Origin of the sequence: Flagellimonas lutimaris (assembly GCF_003581615.1) — a bacterium.
Classification (GTDB): domain Bacteria; phylum Bacteroidota; class Bacteroidia; order Flavobacteriales; family Flavobacteriaceae; genus Flagellimonas; species Flagellimonas lutimaris.
In genome coordinates this window covers 382766-406728 of sequence record NZ_QXFH01000077.1, presented here as the reverse complement: position 1 = coordinate 406728, position 23963 = coordinate 382766, and the positions used below count along the sequence as shown (strand labels likewise).

Below are 23963 nucleotides of genomic sequence, written 5' to 3'. Positions count from 1 at the left end.
TTAATTGTTTAGCAAAGCAAAATTAAGACAAAGCGATGCTCTATTTGTTAATTAAACCTTAAAACAAAAATAGGAAATAAATACCCATGATTTAATTTTTGTTTAACTGTTTATTATTTTTATTAAACATTTTACTATTATCTTTGTTTAAAATCAATTGGATGCAACTCTATCAATTAAAGTCAAAGCAAGTATTTCCTATAAGTAAAAAGGAAGCCTGGGATTTCCTGTCAGACCCAAAAAATCTTGCTGTTATAACGCCAAAACACATGGGTTTCCACATTTTGACAGGAGCGGATAGACCCATGTTTCAAGGCCAGATAATCCAGTATATCGTAAAACCATTTCCTTTTGTTTCCACCAAATGGGTCACCGAAATATCCCATGTTAAAGAAGGTGAATATTTTGTGGATGAGCAGCGTTTTGGCCCCTACTCCCTTTGGCACCACAAACATTTTATAAAAGAAGTTGCCGAAGGTGTGGAAATGGAGGATGTTATCGACTATAAATTACCGTTTGGGTTTTTAGGTCAACTGACCCATCCCATTTTAGTGAAAAAACAATTGCAAAAGATTTTTCAGTTTCGCGAGAACAAACTAGCAGAATTGTTTGGTACGGTGGATGGAAAAGAAAACTATTTAAGCATAAGAAAGATATAAAATGGAAAAGAATATTTTATTGATTGGAGGCTCCTATGGCATTGGATTGGAAATGGCCGAAAAGCTATCCATGGAGAACAATGTATATGTCGCCAGCCGAAGTAACGAAGAACTTTCAAATTTGGATGTAACCCATATTCCTTTTGATGTTTTAACCGATGACATATCAGAGAAAGCTATCCCAGAAAAACTGGATGGCTTTGTGTACTGTCCAGGAAGCATCAACCTGAAACCTTTTAAAACTATGGGCGTTGATACCATTCAAAACGATATGGAAATCAACTTTATCGCTTTGGCGAAAACGGTTAAATCTATCATCAACAGAATGAACGATGGTTCCAGTATGGTGTTTTTTAGCACAGTTGCCGTTGGAACAGGAATGCCTTTCCATACCAGCGTTTCGGCAGCAAAAGGGGCTATCGAAGGATTTGCCCGAGCACTAGCAGCGGAATATGCACCAAAGGTGAGGGTAAATGTTATTGCCCCTAGTTTGGTGGACACCCCATTGTCCGAGCGGTTGTTGAGCAACGACAAGAAAAAAGAGATGATGTCCGAAAGACACCCAATGAAGAGGGTGGGTAATGCCAAAGATATTGCCAATATGGCCATCTTTTTGTTGGATTCTGTTAATTCATGGATTACCGGTCAGGTTATCGGGGTCGATGGTGGAATGTCTAGTTTAAATGTGAATTCATGAAAGACGATGTCATACTTTTTTGGTTCAGACGTGATTTAAGATTGGATGACAATGTCGGGTTTTATCAGGCACTTCAGAAAGATGTCCCTGTGCTTCCCATTTTCATATTTGATCCAGAAATCCTGGATAACCTGTCCAAAAATGATGCAAGGGTCAGTTTTATTCATGAACAGACTCAAAAAATAAGCAATCAACTAAGTACGAATTACGATAGTAGTCTTGCTCAGTTTCATGATTCACCAAAAGCAGTCTTCAAAAAATTGATGGAGGATTACAACATTGAAGCTGTCTACATTAACCACGATTATGAACCCTATGCTAAAAAACGTGATGGTCAAATAAAGGAATTTTTAGAGGAAAACGATATCCAGTTCAACACCTTCAAAGATCAGGTGATTTTTGAAAAAGAAGAAGTGGTTAAGGATGATGGTGACCCCTATGTGGTTTACACGCCATACATGCGAAAGTGGAAAGAAAACTTTAATCCTTCCATCCATTTGGTAACGTATGATACGCTAAATGATTTAAGTAAAAACCTATATCAGTCTAAATCTTTGCCACAGATTTCTTTGGAGGATATGGGGTTCGAAAAATCTTCCATCAAAGTTCCCGATTTCACTGTGACACCCAACCTCATTCAAAAATATGAGGATACACGGGACTACCCTGCCAAAGAAAAAGGCACATCCCGATTGGGTCCACATTTACGGTTTGGTACGGTTTCCATCCGGAAAATGGTAAAGAAAGCCATTGATGAGAAGAATGAAACCTTTTGGAACGAATTGATATGGCGGGAATTCTTTATGCAGATTCTTTGGCATTTTCCTCATACCGTAAACAAAGCTTTCCGCTCTAAATATGATAGAATTGAGTGGCGTAACAATGAAGAAGAATTCGAAAAATGGAAAACTGGGCAAACGGGCTATCCATTGGTGGATGCCGGAATGCGCGAACTGAACGAAACAGGCTATATGCACAATCGGGTTCGCATGCTGGTAGCTAGTTTTCTTTGCAAGCATTTATTAATTGATTGGCGTTGGGGGGAAGCCTACTTTGCCGAAAAGCTTCTGGATTACGAAATGTCCAGCAACGTCGGTAACTGGCAATGGGCCGCAGGCAGCGGTGTGGATGCTGCCCCTTATTTTAGAATATTTAACCCAACTACACAGATCAAAAAGTTTGATAAAAACAAAGAATACATCAATACATGGGTGCCCGACTTGCAAGAATTAAGTTATCCAGAACCCATGGTAGACCACAAAATGGCCCGCGAACGATGCTTAAAAGTGTACAAAGAAGCGGTAAGTTGAAGCATTTTCGTTAATTTTAGTTTCTGTTGATGGGTTTGGTATTTTACAAAAGAAGCTGGGCAAAATCAACGGAATGTAACTAACTCAAAACCTTTAAAATGAAGAAACTTTCAACCTTACTCCTTTTGGGATTGATATCGATGAACTTATCGGCCCAGAAGATGACCAAGGACAAAAAAGCCGTCGTCGCTTCGGTAGAAAAGCACAAGGAAAACCTTATTAAAATCAGTGATTCCATTTGGGCACTGGCAGAGACTGCATTTGAAGAGTCCATTTCAGCAGACTTGCTTGCAGATTATGCCGAGGAAAATGGAATGACCGTTACCCGAGGCGTAGCCAATATTCCAACAGCTTTCGTTGCCACATATGGTTCAGGGAAACCTGTAATCAGTGTATTGGGCGAGTTTGATGCACTTCCAGGGCTTTCTCAAAATACAGTCCCCACTAAAGACCCTAGAATTGAGGGTGAACCAGGTCACGGTTGTGGCCACAACATGTTCGGTGCTGCCAGTTTAGGTGCCGCCATCGCCATTAAAGAGCAAATTGAAGCCGGAAATATTAAAGGAACCGTAAAATTCTTTGGAACCCCTGCGGAAGAAAAGTTCTTTGGAAAAGTTTGGATGGTAGAAGCTGGACTTTGGGACGATGTTGATGTAAATGTAAGCTGGCACCCATCCGCGGAAATTGAAGCCGATGTGCAAAGCGGATTGGCCTTGGTAGATTTTATGGTAGAATTCTATGGCCAGGCAGCACATGCGTCGGCAGATCCTTGGAACGGCCGAAGTGCTTCGGATGCTTTGGAATTGTACACTACGGGTATCAATTATTATAGGGAACATATTAGACCAACATCGCGTATTCATTACCACATTCAAGATGGAGGACAAGTGGTTAACGTGGTTCCCGATTACGCTCGCTTATGGGTTCGCGTACGTGACCCCAAGAGAGATGTCATGCTTCCCACTTTTGAACGAGTCAAGGCGATGGCAGAAGGTGCTGCAATCATGGCCAATGTAGATTATAAATACTCATTGATTTCAGGTATTTACGAAACTTTGGTAAACCGAGAGGGCGGTAAAATCATGCAAAACAATTTGGAACTTTTGGGTCCCATAACCTATACTGAAGAAGAGGAAGCCTATGGCAAAGCTATTCAGGAAGCTACAGGAAAGCCTCAAGTGGGTATGGATGGTAAAGTACATCCGCTAAAGGAAACCGAGAAACTTCCGGGAGGTGGCTCTACCGATGTTGGCGATGTTAGCTGGAACGTACCGAACATTAACCTTGGTGTAACCGTTGCTCCAAAAGACACTCCGTGGCACTCATGGGCTGTTGTTGCATGTGGTGGAATGAGTATTGGCCATAAAGGAATGATCTATGCTTCTAAAGCAATGGGCATGACCATGTTGGACCTTTTTGATGATCCAAAATTGGTCGAAAAAGTAAAAAAAGAATATAAAACCAGAAAAGGTGATGTTAAATATGAGGCCATGATTGATGGTCCACCACCAATTCCTGGTAAATAATTTTAATTATTGTTTGATTGAAAAGCCTGCCAAGAGCAGGCTTTTTGATCTAATACAACACATATCAAAATAAATTGTACAATGAAAAATCCCGTTTTACAAACCTTTCCTTTAAGCACACCTTGGCAAACTTTAGATCCATTTTTGTTTAGTGTTTACCACTTAGATCACTTTCCAAAGGGAAATGGTGAAATGGGACCCGATGAATCTTTACTTAAAGGCAGAAATTTGGGAAGTGATTTCAACCCCAACGAAAAATGGCGCATGTACCACGGACAGACCATCCCTGGATTTCCATCGCATCCCCATTGTGGCTTTGAAACCATCACCATTGTAAACAAAGGGTTTTGCGATCATTCCGATTCTTTAGGAGCTGCGGGCAGATTTGGTCTTGGCGATGTGCAATGGATGACTGCCGGTAGAGGTGTGCAGCACTCCGAAATGTTTCCATTGTTAAAAGATGATGAGGAAAATACCTTGGAGTTATTTCAAATCTGGTTAAACCTACCCAAAGCGGGTAAATATGTAGATCCCCATTTTAAAATGATGTGGAACGAAGATATTCCAATAATAGAAGAAGAAAATGCAAAAATAAAAGTAGTGGCGGGCAGCTATAAAAATGTGGCCCCGATTGACCCTGCTCCCGATTCTTGGGCCGCTAACTCCGAAAACGAAGTGGCTGTATGGAATATTCATGTGGAAGCAGGTTCGGAATATGTACTGCCCAAAGCAAGCTCTTCAGAAGTAAACCGTGTTTTATATTTTTACGATGGCGATGAAATCCATATCGGTGACAAAAAAATCAATCCCAATTTTGGCATCGTTTTAGATCCGACCCAAGATATCAACATTAAAATCGATTCGGAAATAGGGCACTTTATGTTGTTGCAAGGTAAACCTATTGGAGAACCGGTTGCCAAATACGGCCCTTTTGTGATGAACACCCAAGCGGAAATCCAAAAAGTGATGGAAGAGTACCGTTTAACCCAATTTGGTGGATGGCCTTGGCCTCATCCTGACCATGTTCATGATAATGACAAAGGACGTTTTGCATTGTATCCAGATGGTACTTTGGTCGAAAAATAAATTGGGGTTAAACCCTCACAATATTGGCCCCGATAGCACGCAGGCGCTCATCAATGTTTTCATAACCACGATCAATCTGTTCAATATTATGAATGGTGGAAGTTCCCTTGGCAGAAAGCGCTGCAATTAATAGAGATACCCCTGCTCTAATATCTGGAGATACCATAGTCGTGGCCTTTAGTGTTGATTTAAAGTCGTGTCCGATAACAGTTGCACGGTGCGGGTCACAAAGTATAATCTTTGCCCCCATATCGATAAGTTTGTCCACAAAGAACAAACGGCTTTCAAACATTTTTTGATGAATCAGCACTTCTCCCCTAGCTTGGGTTGCCATTACCAATATAATGCTCAACAAATCAGGAGTCAGTCCCGGCCAAGGTGCATCAGCTATGGTCAATATAGAGCCGTCAATAAAATTCTGGATTTCGTATCCTTCTTCGTGTTTTGGAATAAAGATGTCATCACCCTTCCTTTCCAACGTAATTCCTAACTTTCTAAACACGGTCGGAATCTGACCTAAATCATCCCAACTTACATTTTTAATGGTAAGCTCACTTTGAGTCATGGCAGCCAATCCAATCCAGCTACCAATCTCGATCATATCGGGTAACATGGTATGCTCGGTGCCTCCTAGAGAATCCACACCTTCAATCTTCAATAGGTTTGAACCGATTCCTGAGATTTTGGCTCCCATTCGATTCAACATTTTACACAATTGTTGCAAATAAGGTTCACAAGCGGCATTGTAGATCGTGGTGGTACCTTCGGCCAAAACCGCAGCCATCAAAATATTTGCTGTACCAGTAACCGATGCTTCATCCAAAAGCATGTAGGTTCCGGTCAGTTTATCGGCTTCTACACCGTAGAAGTATTCTTCTTTGTTATAACGGAACTGCGCACCAAGTTTAATGAATCCTTCGAAATGAGTATCTAACCTTCTTCTACCAATTTTATCACCTCCAGGTTTGGGAATGTATCCTTTTCCAAATCTTGCCAACAAAGGTCCTACCAACATAATGGAACCTCTAAGTCCCCTACCATCTTCTTTAAACTTTGCAGATTGAAGATAATCCAGATTAACATCGTCTGCCTTGAACGTATAGGAACCCTTCCCTTTCTTTTGGATTTTTACTCCCAAATCTTCAAGGAGGGCAATTAATTTATTGACATCGACGATGTCAGGTATATTGTTTATGGTAATTTTTTCTTCTGAAAGCAATACGGCACAAAGAATTTGTAGTGCTTCATTCTTTGCTCCTTGGGGGGTGATCTCTCCATGTAATTGGTGTCCACCCTCTATTCGAAATGTACCCATTTATTCCTTTGGAATTTAATATCTTTTCTTGCGACTTCTTTGCCCTTTTTTACCTCGGTTGGTATTGGACCTACTTGGTTTGTTTTTCAGAAACTGTCCACTATCCGTTAAACTCTCATCACTCTGGGCCAAATCTATTTGTCCATCACTAAGTTCTTTCAAGTGATTAAATATTACAGAGTCCTCAACGGTATCTTTGTTCCATACCAAGTAACACTTTTTCATGTGGTTGGCGATGGCATATTCCAAACCAGACCTCATATCTCCCTCTTCCCATTTAACAGCTACATCTATCATTCGCTTGATATTGTTCCCATAAAAACGATACTTCGGATGGTTCTGTGGATAATCCAAAGGTTCAGGGCGTTGTTGCAAAACTTCTTTAGATGTAATGGGGAACGGTGAATCTACGTCCAATTTAAAATCGGCCATAATAAACAATTGGTCCCATAATTTATGTTGAAAATCCGGCACATCCCTTAAATGGGGCTGTAGGTTACCCATAACGCTAATAATGGACTTTGCCACTTTATTGCGCTCATCTCTGTCCTCAATGGCAACAGCATGGTCGACCATTTTTTGAAAATGACGGCCATACTCTGGTATAAAAAGTTTTGGACGCTCTGTATTGTATTCTAAGTTGTATACTTCGTTCAAATTAATGTATTTAGAAACTTGATTATTGGAAAGTAACTCTGATAATGCCTGCAAATTAATAAAATTATCGCAAACAATGGGCTTACAGGGAAATTACCCCTTCTACTACGGAAACTTCCTTGTATTTAAGGATCACTTCATCAGGGTCTTTTAAGTGAACCATGATCGACAGGCTGGTATAAGTTCCCTTTTTGGATTTTTTAGATTCGATAACAGCACCTGTGTTATCAAAAATTCCATGAATCTGTGCAATGCGCTCTTCGTCTGTGGGTACTATAAATTTATAGAGGTAGTTGGAGGGCCAATTTGTGGTCTCCAATAATTTTTCCCTAAGCTTTGAATAGAACTCCTCTGTATCCTTTTTATCCATGCCGCATTTTTTTACAAATATATGGCTTACCTACCAATTTTTTTTCCTTGGGGCTATTTCATTACTTTGTACTAATAATTTAAGGTCTTTGGGCAAGAACAAAGTAGTTATTACAGGAGCACCCGGTACGGGCAAAACATCCATTGTAAATGGATTGGAAAGCAAAGGTTTCCATTGCTTTCATGAAATTATTCGGGATATGACTTCCAAGGCAAAACAAGAAGGGCAGTCTGAAGAATACATTTCCAATCCCTTGGTTTTTGTTGATGATGCCATGAAGTTCAACAAAGATTTGCTTCAAGGGAGAACAGCACATTATAAACAGTCTCTAAAAACAAATGTACCCATAAGTTTTTTTGACCGAGGTATACCTGATGTTCTTGCTTATATGGACTTTTTCGGTCAGACCTATGATCAATACTTTATTTCACATTGTGAGAACCATAGATACGATTCCGTTTTTATTGTTCCTCCTTGGAAAGAAATCTATGTTTCCGATAATGAAAGAATGGAAACCTTTGAGGAAGCTGAAAGCATCCATCATTCCTTGATGAAAACATACACTCAATTTGGCTATAACCCCATCGAAGTGCCAAAAGATGCAGTCCTAAATCGGATTGATTTTATTTTGGAAACACTTAATGAATTATAGTGCATAAAGACACCACAAGCATTTTAAAACAATTTTGGGGCCATGATAATTTCAGGGGATCCCAAAAGGAAATTATTGATAACGTACTATCCGGAAAGGACGTTTTGGCGTTGATGCCAACAGGTGGTGGTAAATCTATCTGCTACCAGGTACCAAGCATAGCCATGGAGGGCATCTGCATTGTGGTATCGCCTTTGGTGGCTCTCATTCAAGACCAAGTAGCTCAACTCAGAAAGAGAAATATAAAAGCTATTGCATTGACGGGCGGCATTCCTCCAGACGAATTAAACAATCTTTTGGACAATTGCCTGTATGGCAACTACAAGTTTTTATATCTATCTCCTGAACGTCTGCAGCAAACCATTGTAAAGGAGCGCATCCAGCAAATGAACGTGAACCTTATTGCCATAGACGAGGCACATTGTATTTCGCAATGGGGAAACGATTTTAGACCCGCATATCTTGAATGTTCCATCTTAAAAGAGTTGATTCCAGACACACCGATAATTGCTTTGACGGCGACGGCAACCCCTCGTGTGGTAGATGATATTGTAGAGAACTTGGAATTGGACCCAGTAAATATTTTCAAGGACTCATTCTCCCGTTTCAACATCAATTTTAGGGTGAAGCATTCCGAGGACAAATTATATCAGATTAAAAAATATATGGACAAGGTTCCTGGAAGTGCTATTGTGTATGTTCGTTCCAGAAAAATGTCCATATCGTTGGCCAACTTCTTAATCAAGAATGGTATTTCTGCTGCATTTTTTCATGGAGGCATTTCTAAATCCGATAAAGAGGATAAACTTAACCTTTGGTTAAGTGGTAAAGTAAGGGTTATGGTAGCCACCAACGCTTTTGGTATGGGTGTGGACAAACCCGATGTTCGTTTGGTCGTCCATTATCAAATACCAGATAGTTTGGAAAGCTACTTTCAAGAAGCGGGAAGAGCAGGGCGGGACGGAAAACCTTCTACGGCAATTATAATAACCTCAAAAGAAGATGAGGACAAGGCCAAACAACAATTCTTGTCCAGTTTACCAGATGTGGCCTTCGTCAAAAATGTATATTCCAAACTCAATAATTATTTCCAAATATCGTATGGGGAGTTAATTTCGGAACCGTTGGCATTTAAATTCAACGAATTTTGTAAACAGTATGCGTTTAATCCGAACATGACCTTTAATGCCATCCGTATTCTGGATCAGAATTCTGTTTTATCACTTTCCGAAAACTTTAAGGAAAAAACCACACTTCAATTTGTGGCCTCTAAATCAGAAATATTTAACTATCTAGACAAAAACAGGAAAACGGCACCGATAATCCAAACCATTTTACGCACATATGGAGGCATTACCGAGTATGAGACCAAAATCAACCTGTATATGCTGTCCAAAAAAACAGGGACTAGCGAAGAACGATTAAAACAAATTCTAGAGCAACTCACGGACGATAACATTGCGGAATATCAAAATAATACCAGTGACTTGGAGATTACCTTTTTGGTTCCCCGTGAAGATGATCATACCATTAACCTGTTTGCCAAAAAAATTAAGGATTTTAATCAGGTAAAACAAAACAATATGGCCACGATGCTGGGTTATATTTCCAATAAAAAGGTGTGTCGCAGCATTTATTTACTCAATTATTTTGGTGAAAAGACTGCAGAAAAGTGCGGTACATGCGATATTTGCACCAAGAAAGAGAAACTGGCTTCCCCATATGATTTGGAGAAAAGGGTCTTGGAACTGTTGGAAATCCGCCCACGCACTTCCCGACAATTGGAAAAAGAAATGGGGGCCAATGAAAAAGAGCTTTTACAAACACTGGAAAGACTACTTGAAAACGATTTGGTTTCCCTAAATTTTAAGAATGAGTACATCAAAAAATAATTCCCTACGCGTTGTATTTATGGGCACTCCGGATTTTGCCGTGGGAACCCTAACAAAGATTTTGGAAGCCGGTTTCGAAGTGGTCGGCGTCATCACTGCACCCGATAGACCTGCAGGTCGCGGTCGCAAGGTTCAGGAATCCGCAGTGAAACAATATGCTATACAACAAAATTTAAAGGTGTTGCAACCTGCCAACCTAAAGGATGAAGCCTTTCTTGAAGAATTGAAAAGTCTTGATGCCAACTTGCAGGTGGTGGTAGCTTTCCGAATGTTGCCAAAAGTGGTTTGGCAAATGCCCGAATATGGTACTTTTAATCTTCATGCTTCCCTCCTGCCCCAATATCGTGGAGCAGCACCCATCAATTGGGCAATAATCAATGGGGAATCGGAAACGGGTGTCACTACCTTTTTTATTGATGAAAAAATTGACACGGGAAGTATTGTACTTCAAAAAACAGAAAAAATATTGCCTGATGACAGTGCAGGTACTTTGCACGATAGATTGATGGAGCTTGGTGCCGATTTAGTGGTGGAAACTTGCAAACAGATTGAAGCTGGAACCGTTACACGACTACCTCAGGATGAAAGTTTGGAACTTAAGCCCGCTCCAAAAATCCATAAGAATACTTGCCGAATCCATTGGAATGCTTCCATGGAAGACATTTATAATCATATTCGAGGACTGAGTCCTTATCCTGGTGCTTGGACCCAATTGGTAAATGATGGAAAGGCCGACCAAATGAAGATTTTTAAAACAGAAATGGAACAGGCCGAACATCACTACAACGTTGGAAGACTGGTGGTGGAGAAAAAATCACTTAAAGTTGCGGTAAAAGATGGCTATATTTCACTGTTGGAATTGCAACTTCCAGGGAAAAGGAGAATGCAGGTCAACGAGGTTTTAAATGGGTTAAATCTGGACAAAGAAGCCCATCTTCGCTAAAGCCTTGCTATGATTGGGCTGGGAAAATTTGTCATTTTTTTCCGACTTTATCAACAAACGTTTCAAGTTATCAACAAAAACCCCTATTTCCCTTTGTTTTACTTGCGTGAGTGGCAAATCCATATAAATTTGTTTAGCATTAAAATTATATTAACAACAATTAATTTAATTCCATTATGAACAAAACAGAATTAATCGATGCTATGGCAGCTGATGCTGGCATCACGAAAGCAGCAGCAAAAAAAGCATTGGAATCTTTCTTGGGAAATGTAGAAGGAACGCTTAAAAAAGGAGACAGAGTTTCCTTGGTAGGTTTTGGCTCTTGGTCAGTTTCTAGAAGAAGCGCTAGAGAAGGTAGAAATCCACAAACTGGTGCTACCATTAAGATTGCCGCTAAGAACGTTGTAAAGTTCAAAGCAGGCGCTGAATTGAGCGGTGCAGTAAACTAATCAATTATTTATTTAATATATGAAAGCACTCCTTTTAGGAGTGCTTTTTTAGTTGATATAGTTTCTGTTTTTTGTATATGTTAAATAATATGTTAAATTTAAATGTAAGAAACACATGTAAATGGTAACTCAAAAGCCAAAAAAAGGAAATTTGCTCGTTGCAGAACCTTCACTGACCGGTGACGTTTCTTTCAATAGGTCGGTGGTGCTTATTGCTGAACATAATGATGAAGGTTCGGTAGGCTTTATTTTAAATAAACCATTGGACTATACCATTTGCGACCTTGTTTCAGATATTTCCATCCCTTTTCAAGTATTTAATGGAGGGCCGGTAGAGCAAGACAATCTTTACTTTATCCATAAAGTACCCGACCTTATTGAAAACAGCGTTGAAATTTCTGATGGTATTTTTTGGGGAGGAAATTTTGATAAAACCATTGAACTTATCAACAATGGCACCATTACCGAACAGGATATTCGCTTCTTTTTAGGCTATTCTGGATGGGGCACGAGCCAGTTAGATCAAGAACTTTCTTCCAAGTCTTGGGTAGTTCTCCCCAATGAATATGAAAGTAATATTCTAGAAAAAGCCGCTAATGCTTTCTGGAAAGAAAAGATGGTGGAATTGGGTGGAGATTACCTTTTATGGTCGAATGCGCCCGAAAACCCTTCGTTGAACTAAACTACCCTATTCTAGCCTTAGCATTTAATTTTCCTACCAAGCTCTTGGATACTTTGGTATCAAATTCTTTTTTCCTGTATTTACTAATGGGTTGTATGCCTACTATGGAATTGGTAATGAACAATTCGTCAGCTTTTTGAAGTTCAAAAGGCGATATGGATTCTTCTACTAAATCAAGTTCTTCAGAGCCTGCAATAATTTTCATAAGGTTTTTTCGGATAATGCCGTCCAAACAGCCATCACTCAAAGGCGGCGTTTTTACCTCATTGCCCTTCACTAAAAACAGGTTTCCGTTGATGGCCTCGACTACCTTTTTATCCGTGTTTACCAGCAGACAATTGGCATAGCCGTTTTCTTCAGCATAAACTCCTGCAACAACATTCAGTATTTTGTTCGTGGATTTAAGATTGGAGAGCATGTCCTTGTTCACATAAAAATCTTTGAACAATTCCACTTCGTATTTCCCTTCATTCAGAATAAAAAAAGGAGATTCCATGGGGCTAGTCTCAATAACGTAGGAAACTTCGTTGTTGGCCGGCGTGTAAAATCCTCCTTCATTCCTAAAAACCGTTAAACGAACCCGAACGGCACCATTTTCCAGTCCGTTGGATTTTATTGTGTTTTTGATTTCCTCCTCTAAAAACTCCAGGGTAAAATCCATGGGGATTTCCATACGTAGTATTCGCATGGAGGCCATCAACCTAAAGTAATGGTCTTCCCAAAAAAATAGAGTGCCATTGACATAGCGAACTGTTTCAAAAAGAGCATCTCCATACTTAAATGCCCTATTGCTATGGGTGAAAATCGATTTATCCTCCGCTAAAATTTCTCCGTTATAATTGACCATAAAAAAGTCCCAATTTTTATCGGGACCAAAGATACGGTTTAGTTGAGAATTGGTCTAGGTAGATCCAAGAACCTGTTTAAGGTCCGAGACTTGGTTTTCCCAAAGCATTTTAGCTTCGTCCACCTCATCCTCCTCGGCAAAATCTGTTATAAATAGAGACACATCTTTGGTTATCTCGTCAACAATAATACGCATTTCAAAAAAGGAATCATCCTCATTTTCTTCCCATGCCAACTTTACAAACTCATCACTCTTGCGCTTAAGCATTTTAGCCTGTTCTTCTGCACCATCCCATATAAATGTAAACATTTCTCCACGTGAATTAACATTGTCTGCATACCATTCAGATAGTCCGGAAGGTGTGGAAATATATTGGTAAAGCAACTGAGGTGAAGAGTGGATCACAAACTCCAGTTCAAATTTAACCTTATCACTCATTGTCGTGTTCTTTAAATCGTTTTTCAACTTTAGTATAGTTTGGGAAGATATAAAAATAAATGTCAAATAATAAATTAATAATGAATTTTGATTCAGCGAAAATTTAAACATATATTTGCACCCGCTTAGCAAAATCATGGCGAGGTAGCTCAGCTGGTTAGAGCGTCGGATTCATAACCCGGAGGCCGAGGGTTCAAGTCCCTCTCTCGCTACTAAAAACAAAGTCATTTAGCTGTATTTCAGTTGAATGACTTTTTTTATGCTTGATATTTCAAAGTAGCCTATATTATTTACAAATTATAATCAAATATTGTTTGTCCAAGTTGGCATTTTAAAGCAGTGAAATTAGACTTTGAAGGGAGTGCCCGAAAAATTGAAAACACTGATTAATTTTCATGGGGCTACCCTGAGAGTTGTTTACTTTTTCCGTGTAATTAATTGGTTTACGATTTAGACGTTTATCACCCTTCTATTAAAAAAACTTTCTGACCATTTTCATTTCTCTTTTCACCGAAAAGGAAATTCTTATTCATTGGAAATTTCCTACATTTGACTAAAGTTCAAACAACGATTATTATAAAAAACATAAAAAGATGATCCAACTTGGAATGATTGGGCCTTGGCAAATAATGCTAATATTATGTGGGTTTTTAATCCCAATTATAGCACTGATAGATGTTATTAGAAATGATTTTACAAAGAATAATAAAATAGTATGGATTTTGGTGATACTATTCACAAATCTATTGGGTGCAATTCTCTACTTCATATTTGGAACCTCACAAAAAATCAAAACCAGTTGACTAATACAATTTCCGTTTCACCATAAACCAACATTTGATTTATCACAAATTTCATGTTTACAGAAAAGTTCAAATAAACAATTACCAACACAATGAGCTCATAAAATAAGCGAGTGGCGCATCCTTCCATTCGCACCAATACTGCCAGACAAGACCATAGGGTTATGTCAATCTCATTTGTTAAAATCAGGCACCTCTTCCACCCTCACATAGGGGTGTTGGGCTACTTTCACTAATTTGTAGTAGCTATTGAGTCCGGAAATACCAGTACTTTGTAGTTGCTCCAAGTTGATATCGTCGCTCTCATAGGCAAAATCTGGCAAAACCAAATGGGCTATTTCGCCAATCACCAATGTTGTTCCGTTCAAAGGAATGGGAACCATTTCTTTCAAACGCAGTCCCATTTTAACCGAACTTTCCTTTACAAAAGGTGCATCGAAGTCACCTATATATTCTTCCGAGAACCCGCACCGGTCAAACTCTGATATGTTTTTGTCAAATTTTGCCGAGGTGTAATGGGCCTGGGCAATGAATTCTGGATGGATATGGTTTATGGTGTACTCGCCTTTTTGCTCGATATTGCGAAGTGTATGACCCGAATCTTCCGTCTTTGGCCTTGCAATAAAGCCCAATAAAGGAGGTTGGCTGCCCAAATGAACCACAGAGCTGAAAACCGCCAAATTGGTCAGCTTATCATTGTCTATGGTTCCAATCAGATTGGCAGGCTTAATCCCAGTTATGGAATTGATTATTTTAAGCCGGGCAACCTTGTCCATTTCCCTAATATCCTTATTCGAATAATACATATTGTTTGGTTTGAGTATCGATAATATGTGTAAAATTTATTTCTTAGAATATCAATATATTCGATTGGTAAAAGATAAGCATCATACGCCAACAATACATAATGTCATGCCACATTATCAACCCTTAACCTCAATTGGTCAATGGGACCCAACTATTCATAGTTTTTATCACAAAGACTTTTGCGATGTAGTCCAGTGAACATAAATCCAAAGATCAAATAACGATGAAGAAAAATCGAGGAAATGCTGAACATTATAAATGGGGAGCCAATTGTGATGGCTGGCATTTATTGAAAGATGATAGACTAAGTATTATTGAAGAAATGATGCCTCCCAATACTAGTGAGGCAAAGCATTATCATACCATCGCCCAACAATTTTTTTACATTTTGAAAGGTGAAGCGGTATTTGAATTAAAAAATGGGACAGTAAGGGTTTTGGAACGGGAAGGGATTCATATTGAACCCCAAACGGTGCACCAAATACGAAATGAGGAAAAAGTGAATTTGGAGTTTCTTGTAATTTCAGAGCCAACTTCTAGAGCGGATAGAATAGAGATGGAATAAGTTCAAAAAAACAATAAGTAGGTTATTTAGTTGTATTTCAGTTGAATGGCTTTTTTAGTTTTAAGGGTATAGTTTTTTTCCTAACTTCAAGGATTTAAACCAACCTTCGAATGAATTACTTCAAAAAATTAGGAACCGCCAATTTGTTGATGTTGACTTTGTGTGCGCTGATCATTTTTGTAGCAGAATACTTATTTCTTAATGGCGACCCAGAACATGGCATATTTATAGGCCTTTGGGCACCTACCCTTTTAGGCGTTATGATTTACTTAAAACTTGTGGACAATGACAGCAAATGATATCGTTTTATGGTTTTCGGTAGTTGTTATTATACTCGTTGCTATTTGGGCGATACTCATGATACGGGCTTATAATAAAGCAAGTAATGGGAAGTAAGTAAAAGTGTTTTGCATCAATTGTTTTTGTCACCTGATTACTTAAACAATTCTATGTCTTTAATAAGTACGCTACATAGATGGTCTATTTCTTCAATCAGTAATCAAAACTGGCTTTAATAAGCGGTCTTTTTTTATTTTATGCAATGTATTCATGGGATTTACCCTTAAATTTAGGTTGCCATGAAGAATACCATTTCCGAACGCATTGCCGACTTTTTAAAAAACTATCCTCCATTTAGCACTATGGAGGAGAAACAGCTGGAACAATTGTCTATCGAAGTGGTGATCATCCACAAGGAGACCAATACCATTGTTTTTTCCGAAAACGAGAACCCGCATGAGCATTTCTATGTGGTTAATAAAGGAGCCATAGCCTTATCAAAAGAAGGTTCAACCCAAATACTGGATATCTGTGATGAAGGTGATGTGTTTGGCCTTAGGCCTTTATTGGCGCACGAAAACTATAAATTAGAGGCCAAGGCGTATGAGGAGACCATACTTTACGCCATTCCCATCAAAGATTTTAAGCCTTTGGCTTTAGAGAACAAACGCATCGGAAATTTTCTAATCGAAAGTTTCGCTTCCAATACCGGGAACCCCTACTCCATTAAGCACAGAGGAAAATTATACGGCACCAATAAAGAGGAAAATCAATATTCCACCAACAAAATATTGGATCTTCAGCCCATTAAATATTCCACGGACCTCATTACTTGTAAAGAAGGTTCGAAAATCAAGACAATCGCCAATAAAATGACAAAACACAATGTGAGTTGCATATTGGTAGAGAAAGATGGTATGCCCGTAGGCATTATAACCGATAAAGATCTCAGAAAAAAAGTTGCGACAGGACTATTTCCTATCACAGGCTTAGCTAAAACCATAATGTCATCTCCCATTATCACTTATCCCAAAGAACTGACTTTGGCACAGTCGCAAATGGCCATGATGAAAAGTAATATCAGTCACTTGGTTCTTACGGAAGATGGAACAACGGATACGCGGGCTGTCGGAATCCTTTCTAAGCATGATATCATGGTGGCAGTTGGAAACAATCCTGCAGTTCTTCTAAGGGCAATTAAAAGAGCTACAGACGCGAAGAGACTACGAGGGATTCGACATGGTACCATGAAACTGTTACGAGATTATTTGGATCAAAACATTCCCCTGGGACTTGTATCCAAAATTATTTCGGAACTCAATGATGCTTCTACCAAACAGGTTATACAAATTGCATTATCCAAAATGGAGAAAGAACCTCCTGTAAAATTTACCTGGCTCAGCATGGGAAGTCAAGGTCGTGGGGAACAATTGCTAAATACCGATCAGGACAATGCAATCATTTTTGAAGATGTTTCCGAGGAGCAATTGGAAGCGACCAAAAGCTACTTTTTAAAACTGGGTGAACGAATTTCCAAAATGCTGAACACCATCGGTTTTGAGTATTGTCCTGCGGATATGATGGCTTCCAATCGCTCTTGGTGCCATAGTTTAAGCGAATGGAAAAGCGTTACAGCACATTGGATTCACAATCCCGGACCCGAAGAAATTCTTTTATCATCCATCTTTTTTGATTACAATGTAACCTATGGAGAGAAAGCTCTGGCAGATGAGCTTTCCCATAGCATTTTCGATCATGCCAACCACTACCCGCAATTTTTCACCCATTTAGCGAGCGGGGCCTTACAAAACCCCTCACCATCAGGATTCTTTAGAGACTTTTTAGTAGAGCAAGATGGAGAGCACAAGGACTTTTTTGACTTAAAACTCCGTGCCTTAATGCCTATTATCGATGCGGCTAGGGTGCTTATACTTTCGCATTCCATCAAATCCATAAACAATACTGCGGAGCGCTACGAAAAACTGGCGGAGCTGGAACCCAATAATAAAGAACTATATCTTGCTTGTTCCTACGCTAGCAAGGCATTGCTCAAATTTAGGACTAGACAGGGTTTACTGCACAACGATTCGGGTAGGTATATTGCCTTGGATCAATTGAACAAGGAGGAGAAAATTAAACTTAAACGAACCTTTAAGACGGTGAAGGATATACAATCTTTGATTGAAGTAAGGTTCCAAGTAAAAAATCTGTTGCGCTAATGTGGCCGTTCTCTAGCAAGATAAAATTGGAGCTTCCCGATTTTTGGCGGGAGTATGAGGCCTATTTCAAGGAAAAGCTTCCGGAGGATATTCGCGAGAATACCTTTGTTGTATTGGATACAGAAACCACGGGGTTTAGCATCACCAAAGATCGGATGTTGTGTATTGGCGCACTCAAACTAATGGACAACAATATTGTGGTTAAAGATAACTTTGAAGTCTATATTAAACAGGAACATTACAATAAAGATAGTGCAGAAATCCATGGAATTCTGAAGAAAAGTAAAAGGGACAGCATCTCTGAGCTCAAAGCTTTGAAACAGTTTCTGGCTTATGCGAAAAACCACATCCTTGTTGGGCACCATGTGATGTTCGATGTGAACATGATCAATGCCGCTTTAAAAAGAAATGGATTGCCCAAATTGAAGAATAAAACGTTGGACACCGAATCCCTTTATGTTAGAACCTTGTTGATTTCTACTGTAGTGCAAAGAAAAGAACGATACTCTTTGGATGATTTGGCTAAAAAGTTTAGTATCTCTTGCAAGGACAGACACACGGCATTGGGCGATGCTTTTATTACCGCCATTGCTTTCTTGAGAATAGTAGAAAAATTAAAACCCAATAAATTAAAGGACCTCCTTAGATAAAGAGGTCCTAGTATATTTATTCACCAAAAGCTACTAAAGGCTTTCTTTCATAATGGATTCTACAATTTCTGGGTTCAACAAAGTTGACGTATCCCCTAGGTTGCTGGTATCCTTAGAGGCAATTTTTCTGAGAATTCTTCTCATAATCTTACCACTTCGTGTTTTTGGCAATCCTTCGGTAAACTGAATCTTATCCAATTTGGCAATGGGTCCAATATGGTCTGTAATTAATTGATTGATTTCCTTTTTGAGATTATCACGATTACGGTCCTCACCCGTTTCCTTCAAGATAATATACCCGTACAATGCATTTCCTTTGATATCGTGAGGGAAACCAACAATTGCCGATTCAGCTACTGCTGGGTGTTCGTTAATAGCATCTTCTATAGGTGCTGTTCCCAAATTATGCCCGGAAACGATAATCACATCATCTACCCTACCCGTAATTCGGTAATAACCTACCTCATCCCTAAGGGCTCCATCTCCTGTAAAATATTTTCCTTCAAAAGCAGAGAAATAGGTATCCTTATATCGTTGGTGATTTCCCCAAATAGTTCTGGCAATGGATGGCCATGGATATTTGATGCACAATCTTCCATCAACTTGATTACCCTTGATTTCCTTACCATTTTCATCCATAAGGGCAGGTTGAATCCCTGGCATGGGCAAAGTAGCATAGGTCGGTTTTGTTGGGGTAGAAAACGGAATTGGTGAAATTAAGATTCCCCCTGTTTCCGTTTGCCACCAAGTATCTACAATAGGACATTTCTTTTCTCCTACATGGTCGTTGTACCAGTGCCATGCCTCCTCATTGATAGGCTCTCCTACTGTTCCCAAAACTTTTAAGCTTGAAAGGTCGTACTCCGCAACAAAATCCAAATTTTCCTTGGCCAAAGCTCTAATTGCAGTTGGGGCAGTATAAAACTGGTTAACTTTATGTTTTTGCACCACATCCCAAAACCTCCCAAAGTCAGGATATGAAGGAACACCCTCGAACATTACTGTGGTAGCACCATTGGCCAAGGGGCCGTATACAATGTAAGAGTGTCCTGTAATCCAGCCGATATCGGCCGTACACCAATATACATCCTCTTCTTTGTACTGGAATACATTTTTAAATGTATATGCGGTATAAACCATGTATCCTCCTGTTGTATGCACCATTCCTTTGGGGCGTCCGGTAGAACCAGAAGTATAAAGGATGAACAAAGGGTCTTCAGCATCCATAATCTCAGGTGCACAGTCCAAGTATGCTTTGTCCAACAGCGGTTGAACCCATACATCACGACCTTCTTTCATGGTAACATCACCTCCTGTACGTTTGGTGACCAAAACGGTTTCTACATCAGGGCAGCTATCCAAGGCTTCATCCACAATGGCTTTTAGATCTATTACCTTGGTTCCTCGGAAAGAACCATCCGACGTAAGTACCATTTTAGCTCCACAATCGTTGATTCTTGTTGCCAAAGCAGTTGATGAAAACCCAGCAAACACAACGGAATGAATTGCCCCGATACGGGCACAGGCCAATAATGCTATGGCCAAATCTGGGATCATGGGTAAATAAATTACTACCCTGTCCCCTTTTTTGACACCTTTATTTTTTAAAACATTGGCATACCTACAAACACGCACATGAAGCTGATTATATGTAATATGCTCTGCCTCTTCCTTTGGGTCGTTCGGTTCAAAAAGAATTGCGGTTTTATCACCTCTAATTCTAAGATGACGGTCGATACAGTTTTCAGTAATATTCAACTTGGCGCCTTTGAACCAACTTATCTCAGGTTTGCTAAAATCCCATTCCAAGACGGAATCCCATTTTTTACGCCAGTGGAAGTGCTCTTCGGCAACTTCTTCCCAAAATCCCTCGGGGTTTCTCACGGATTTTCGATACACCTGAAAATACTCCTCCAAGTGTTTTATGTGGTAGTTACTCATTATGTGTAATTAAATTTTATGATGCTTTAAAAATAAGGAAAAAGAAAGCCATTTCACAGTCATTTTAATGTTCAGATGCTTTGCCAGCTTGGTTGGGGACACGAATATTTTCAACAATTTCCTGCACTTCTTCAGGTGGTTCAGCTGTAAATTGATTCACCACAATGGCCACAATAAAGTTGACAAGCATCGCTACGGTTCCAAAACCTTCTGGCGAAATACCAAACCACCAACTTTCTTGAAGGTTTCCGACAGCTTCCTTTCCGCCGTCAAAAATTCCAAACTTAAATTTCAGCATGTAGAAAAGCATCAGGCAAAGACCTACAATCATTCCCGATATGGCTCCTTTGCTATTCATTTTCTTATAGAAAATCCCCAAAATAATGGCTGGAAAGAACGATGCTGCTGCAAGGCCAAAGGCCAAAGCAACTACCGCAGCCACAAAACCGGGCGGATTGATTCCAAAGTATCCGGCAACAACAACAGCTAACGCTGCAGAAATTCGGGCAGCCCAAAGTTCTTGCTTTTCTGAGAGGTCTGGTTTAAGTACGTTCTTGATTAAATCATGGGAAACCGAAGAAGAAATCACCAGTAATAATCCCGCGGCTGTCGACAAAGCTGCGGCCAATCCTCCGGCTGCAATCAAACCGATGACCCATGCTGGTAAATCGGCAATCTCCGGATTGGCCAGTACCATAATATCCCGGTCAACGGTCAACTCGTTTATTTCCGGTGCGGCCACATATTGAATTTTCCCATCACCGTTTTTATCTTCATGGGCAATGAGTCCTGTTTTTTCCCAACGGCTGAACCATTCGGGCATATTATCGTACTCTTTCCCACTAACCGTTTCAATAAGATTGGTTCTGGCAAATACGGCTACGGCTGGTGCCGTGGTATACAAGATGGCGATAAACAACAAGGCCAATCCTGCCGATTTTCTGGCATCACGCACACGTCTTACCGTAAAAAAACGTACAATTACGTGGGGCAAACCTGCGGTACCCACCATCAATGCCAAGGTAATGGCAAAGACATCAATCGTACTTTTTGAACCATCCGTATAGGCTGCAAAACCAAGTTCGGTAGAAAGTCCATCCAATTTATCCAAAAGATAAGTTCCTGAACCATCGGACAAGGTATCCCCAAATCCAAGTTGTGGAATTGGGTTGCCCGTCATCTGAATGGAAATAAATATAGCAGGCACCATAAAAGCGAATATCAACACACAATATTGGGCGACTTGTGTATAGGTGATTCCCTTCATACCTCCCAATACGGCATAGAACAAAACAATCACCATACCGATGACAACTCCTGTGTTGATATCTACTTCCAAATATCTTGAAAAGACGATACCCACGCCCCTCATTTGCCCTGCCACATAAGTGAACGAAACAATTAGGGCGCAAATAACCGCCACAACTCGAGCTGTTTTAGAATAGTAGCGTTCCCCAATAAAATCGGGCACTGTAAATTTTCCGAACTTTCTAAGGTAAGGTGCCAATAGCAGCGCCAAAAGCACATAGCCGCCTGTCCATCCCATTAAATATACGGCGCCATCATACCCGGCAAAGGATATGATTCCCGCCATGGAGATAAAAGAAGCGGCCGACATCCAATCGGCTGCCGTAGCCATTCCATTTGCCAATGGGGAAACTCCTCCACCAGCTACATAAAATTCTTTGGTTGAACCGGCTCTAGACCAGATGGCAATTCCTATATATAGACCAAAGGACAATGCGACCAACACATAAGTCCAAATTTGTACATCACTCATTAGTTGTGGTTTTATTCAGTTGGTTGATTTATTCCTCCTCGTAGCCGTATTTCTTGTCCAATTTGTTCATTAGACGTACGTATACAAAAATAAGAATGACAAAAACGTAGATGGAACCTTGTTGTGCGAACCAAAATCCTAGTTTAAATCCGCCTATTCGAATATTGTTCAATGCATCTTTGAAGACGATGCCTGCTCCATAGGAGACCAGGAACCAGATGGTCAAGAGAATAACCAAATATTTAAGATTCTCCCTCCAATAGGCGGTGGCCTTTTTTTGTTTTTCAGACATAGTTTGGTGGTTTGTTTAGTTAATTAGATTATGCCATCTCAATATATCAATTTAGTTTTAAGGTTTATTACCGTTTGGACAATAAAAAAAGGGAATTCACAGAATTCCCTTTTATATATTGGTTAAATAACAAGTATGCGGTGGCTATTTTGACAAATATGCCTTTACATTAGTTAAGATGCGTTCTTGAAGATTAGTAACATCTGCTTTCACAAAAGTATCTCCAGTAATATTTTCATAGAGTTCTATATAACGATTAGAAACCGACTCAATGTACTCATCTGACATTTCGGGAACGGACTGACCTTCCAAACCTTGAAATCCATTAGAAATGAGCCATTGTCTCACAAACTCCTTGGAGAGTTGTTTTTGTGGCTCAGCCTTTTCTTGGCGCTCCTTGTATCCATCAGCATAAAAATACCTAGATGAATCTGGAGTGTGAATCTCATCAATCAATACGATTTCCCCGTCCTTGGTTTTACCGAATTCGTACTTCGTATCCACCAAAATAAGCCCTCGCTCCGCTGCTATTTCAGTTCCCCTTTGGAAAAGGGCTCGGGTATATTTTTCCAACACCTCGTAATCTTCTTTGGAAACGATGCCTCGCCTTAAAATATCTTCTTTGGAAATATCCTCGTCGTGATCTCCTTTTTCTGCTTTTGTGGCTGGTGTTATGATAGGTTCCGGAAATTTATCATTCTCCTTCATTCCCTCGGGCATCTGAACACCACAGAGCAATCTTTTCCCTGCTTTGTATTCACGGGCAGCATGACCGGACATATATCCTCGAATCACCATTTCCACTTTAAAAGGTTCGCAAGCTTTTCCCACTGCTACGTTGGGGTCTGGAGTGGCCATCAACCAGTTAGGAACTATGTCTGCGGTTGCCTCCATCATTTTGGTCGCAATTTGATTCAATATTTGACCCTTGTACGGAATTCCTTTGGGCATCACCACATCAAAAGCAGACAAACGGTCCGTGGCAACCATCACCAAAACATCATTTTCTAAGGTATAAACCTCTCTTACTTTTCCTTTATAAACAGATTTTTGCCCAGGAAAGTTAAAATCCGTGGACATCAGCGTATTCATTCCCATAATTGT

General features: G+C 39.8%; 25 protein-coding genes and 1 tRNA gene. 16 read left to right on the top strand and 10 right to left on the bottom strand.

Annotation, left to right across the window (positions count from 1 at the left end):
* The first annotated feature begins 161 nt into the window (after positions 1 to 161).
* The 5 genes from D2V08_RS16020 (at position 162) to D2V08_RS16000 (ending at position 5278) form a co-directional block, all read left to right on the top strand.
* Complete coding sequence (locus D2V08_RS16020; RefSeq protein ID WP_119609367.1) at positions 162 to 659, top strand: SRPBCC family protein; 498 nt, start codon at positions 162 to 164, stop codon at positions 657 to 659.
* A 1-nt stretch (position 660) separates the two neighbouring features.
* On the top strand, positions 661 to 1356 hold the full coding sequence (locus D2V08_RS16015) for an SDR family NAD(P)-dependent oxidoreductase (RefSeq protein ID WP_119609365.1): 696 nt from the start codon (positions 661 to 663) through the stop codon (positions 1354 to 1356).
* Complete coding sequence (locus D2V08_RS16010) at positions 1353 to 2666, top strand: cryptochrome/photolyase family protein (RefSeq protein ID WP_119609363.1); 1314 nt, start codon at positions 1353 to 1355, stop codon at positions 2664 to 2666. Before D2V08_RS16015 ends, D2V08_RS16010 begins: the two co-directional genes overlap by 4 nt.
* Before the next feature lie 98 nt (positions 2667 to 2764).
* Complete coding sequence (locus D2V08_RS16005) at positions 2765 to 4192, top strand: amidohydrolase (RefSeq protein ID WP_119609361.1); 1428 nt, start codon at positions 2765 to 2767, stop codon at positions 4190 to 4192.
* Positions 4193 to 4273: 81 nt separating this feature from the next.
* A complete protein-coding gene (locus D2V08_RS16000) occupies positions 4274 to 5278 on the top strand; it encodes a pirin family protein (protein ID WP_119609359.1) in 1005 nt (334 codons plus the stop codon).
* A gap of 7 nt (positions 5279 to 5285) precedes the next feature.
* On the opposite strand, the gene murA is transcribed toward D2V08_RS16000, so the two are convergent.
* From murA to D2V08_RS15985, 3 genes are all read right to left on the bottom strand, one after another.
* The gene (gene murA, locus D2V08_RS15995) at positions 5286 to 6593 is read right to left on the bottom strand and encodes a UDP-N-acetylglucosamine 1-carboxyvinyltransferase (RefSeq protein ID WP_119609357.1); all 1308 of its coding nucleotides are present in this window, start codon (positions 6591 to 6593) and stop codon (positions 5286 to 5288) included.
* A 15-nt stretch (positions 6594 to 6608) separates the two neighbouring features.
* Positions 6609 to 7250, bottom strand: a complete 642-nt coding sequence (locus D2V08_RS15990; RefSeq protein ID WP_119609687.1) for a DUF4290 domain-containing protein — start codon at positions 7248 to 7250, stop codon at positions 6609 to 6611.
* Positions 7251 to 7332: 82 nt separating this feature from the next.
* On the bottom strand, positions 7333 to 7620 hold the full coding sequence (locus D2V08_RS15985; RefSeq protein WP_119609355.1) for a DUF493 family protein: 288 nt from the start codon (positions 7618 to 7620) through the stop codon (positions 7333 to 7335).
* 88 nt (positions 7621 to 7708) lie between these two features.
* Here D2V08_RS15985 and D2V08_RS15980 point away from each other — a divergent pair, with 88 nt between their 5' ends.
* From D2V08_RS15980 to D2V08_RS15960, 5 genes are all read left to right on the top strand, one after another.
* Positions 7709 to 8272, top strand: coding sequence for an AAA family ATPase (locus D2V08_RS15980; RefSeq protein WP_119609686.1), 564 nt, complete (start codon positions 7709 to 7711; stop codon positions 8270 to 8272).
* A complete protein-coding gene (locus tag D2V08_RS15975) occupies positions 8272 to 10164 on the top strand; it encodes a RecQ family ATP-dependent DNA helicase (RefSeq protein WP_119609353.1) in 1893 nt (630 codons plus the stop codon). The genes D2V08_RS15980 and D2V08_RS15975 overlap by 1 nt, the downstream gene beginning before the upstream one ends.
* A complete protein-coding gene (gene fmt, locus D2V08_RS15970) occupies positions 10145 to 11107 on the top strand; it encodes a methionyl-tRNA formyltransferase (RefSeq protein WP_119609351.1) in 963 nt (320 codons plus the stop codon). The genes D2V08_RS15975 and fmt overlap by 20 nt, the downstream gene beginning before the upstream one ends.
* A gap of 176 nt (positions 11108 to 11283) precedes the next feature.
* The gene (locus D2V08_RS15965; RefSeq protein WP_100818110.1) at positions 11284 to 11556 is read left to right on the top strand and encodes an HU family DNA-binding protein; all 273 of its coding nucleotides are present in this window, start codon (positions 11284 to 11286) and stop codon (positions 11554 to 11556) included.
* Between the two features lie 121 nt (positions 11557 to 11677).
* Positions 11678 to 12238: a YqgE/AlgH family protein gene (locus D2V08_RS15960; RefSeq protein WP_119609349.1), complete on the top strand. Its 561-nt coding sequence runs from the start codon at positions 11678 to 11680 to the stop codon at positions 12236 to 12238.
* Between the two features lies 1 nt (position 12239).
* On the opposite strand, the gene D2V08_RS15955 is transcribed toward D2V08_RS15960, so the two are convergent.
* Together D2V08_RS15955 and D2V08_RS15950 are read right to left on the bottom strand one after the other, a co-directional pair.
* Complete coding sequence (locus tag D2V08_RS15955) at positions 12240 to 13085, bottom strand: aminotransferase class IV (RefSeq protein WP_119609347.1); 846 nt, start codon at positions 13083 to 13085, stop codon at positions 12240 to 12242.
* 54 nt (positions 13086 to 13139) lie between these two features.
* The gene (locus tag D2V08_RS15950) at positions 13140 to 13523 is read right to left on the bottom strand and encodes an START-like domain-containing protein (RefSeq protein WP_119609685.1); all 384 of its coding nucleotides are present in this window, start codon (positions 13521 to 13523) and stop codon (positions 13140 to 13142) included.
* Positions 13524 to 13661: 138 nt separating this feature from the next.
* Between D2V08_RS15950 and D2V08_RS15945 the strand changes: the two genes are divergently transcribed.
* Positions 13662 to 13735: transfer RNA gene (locus D2V08_RS15945), tRNA-Met, on the top strand.
* 381 nt (positions 13736 to 14116) lie between these two features.
* Positions 14117 to 14326, top strand: a complete 210-nt coding sequence (locus D2V08_RS15940) for a PLDc N-terminal domain-containing protein (protein ID WP_119609345.1) — start codon at positions 14117 to 14119, stop codon at positions 14324 to 14326.
* A 173-nt stretch (positions 14327 to 14499) separates the two neighbouring features.
* Here D2V08_RS15940 and D2V08_RS15935 read toward each other — a convergent pair whose 3' ends face one another.
* Positions 14500 to 15132, bottom strand: coding sequence for a flavin reductase family protein (locus D2V08_RS15935; RefSeq protein ID WP_119609343.1), 633 nt, complete (start codon positions 15130 to 15132; stop codon positions 14500 to 14502).
* A 224-nt stretch (positions 15133 to 15356) separates the two neighbouring features.
* On the opposite strand from D2V08_RS15935, the gene D2V08_RS15930 reads away from it, so the two are divergent.
* The 4 genes from D2V08_RS15930 to D2V08_RS15915 all read left to right on the top strand — a co-directional run bounded on the left by D2V08_RS15930 (position 15357) and on the right by D2V08_RS15915 (position 18846).
* Entirely contained in the window at positions 15357 to 15698 is a 342-nt protein-coding gene (locus tag D2V08_RS15930) for a cupin domain-containing protein (protein WP_119609341.1), read from the top strand.
* Positions 15699 to 15808: 110 nt separating this feature from the next.
* Positions 15809 to 15997 carry a hypothetical protein gene (locus tag D2V08_RS15925; protein WP_119609339.1) on the top strand — a complete coding sequence of 63 codons (189 nt, stop codon included), beginning with the start codon at positions 15809 to 15811 and terminating at the stop codon, positions 15995 to 15997.
* Between the two features lie 279 nt (positions 15998 to 16276).
* Positions 16277 to 18196, top strand: a complete 1920-nt coding sequence (locus D2V08_RS15920) for a DUF294 nucleotidyltransferase-like domain-containing protein (protein ID WP_119609337.1) — start codon at positions 16277 to 16279, stop codon at positions 18194 to 18196.
* Entirely contained in the window at positions 18196 to 18846 is a 651-nt protein-coding gene (locus D2V08_RS15915) for a 3'-5' exonuclease (RefSeq protein ID WP_119609335.1), read from the top strand. The genes D2V08_RS15920 and D2V08_RS15915 overlap by 1 nt, the downstream gene beginning before the upstream one ends.
* 33 nt (positions 18847 to 18879) lie before the next feature.
* Here D2V08_RS15915 and acs read toward each other — a convergent pair whose 3' ends face one another.
* The 4 genes from acs to D2V08_RS15895 all read right to left on the bottom strand — a co-directional run bounded on the left by acs (position 18880) and on the right by D2V08_RS15895 (position 23957).
* Positions 18880 to 20787 (bottom strand): acetate--CoA ligase, encoded by a 1908-nt coding sequence (acs, locus tag D2V08_RS15910; RefSeq protein ID WP_119609333.1) that lies wholly within the window; start codon positions 20785 to 20787, stop codon positions 18880 to 18882.
* Positions 20788 to 20851: 64 nt separating this feature from the next.
* Entirely contained in the window at positions 20852 to 22567 is a 1716-nt protein-coding gene (locus D2V08_RS15905) for a sodium:solute symporter family protein (RefSeq protein ID WP_119609331.1), read from the bottom strand.
* Positions 22568 to 22595: 28 nt separating this feature from the next.
* The gene (locus tag D2V08_RS15900; RefSeq protein ID WP_119609329.1) at positions 22596 to 22859 is read right to left on the bottom strand and encodes a DUF4212 domain-containing protein; all 264 of its coding nucleotides are present in this window, start codon (positions 22857 to 22859) and stop codon (positions 22596 to 22598) included.
* Between the two features lie 144 nt (positions 22860 to 23003).
* On the bottom strand, positions 23004 to 23957 hold the full coding sequence (locus tag D2V08_RS15895) for a phosphoribosylaminoimidazolesuccinocarboxamide synthase (RefSeq protein WP_439108283.1): 954 nt from the start codon (positions 23955 to 23957) through the stop codon (positions 23004 to 23006).
* Positions 23958 to 23963: the final 6 nt, after the last annotated feature.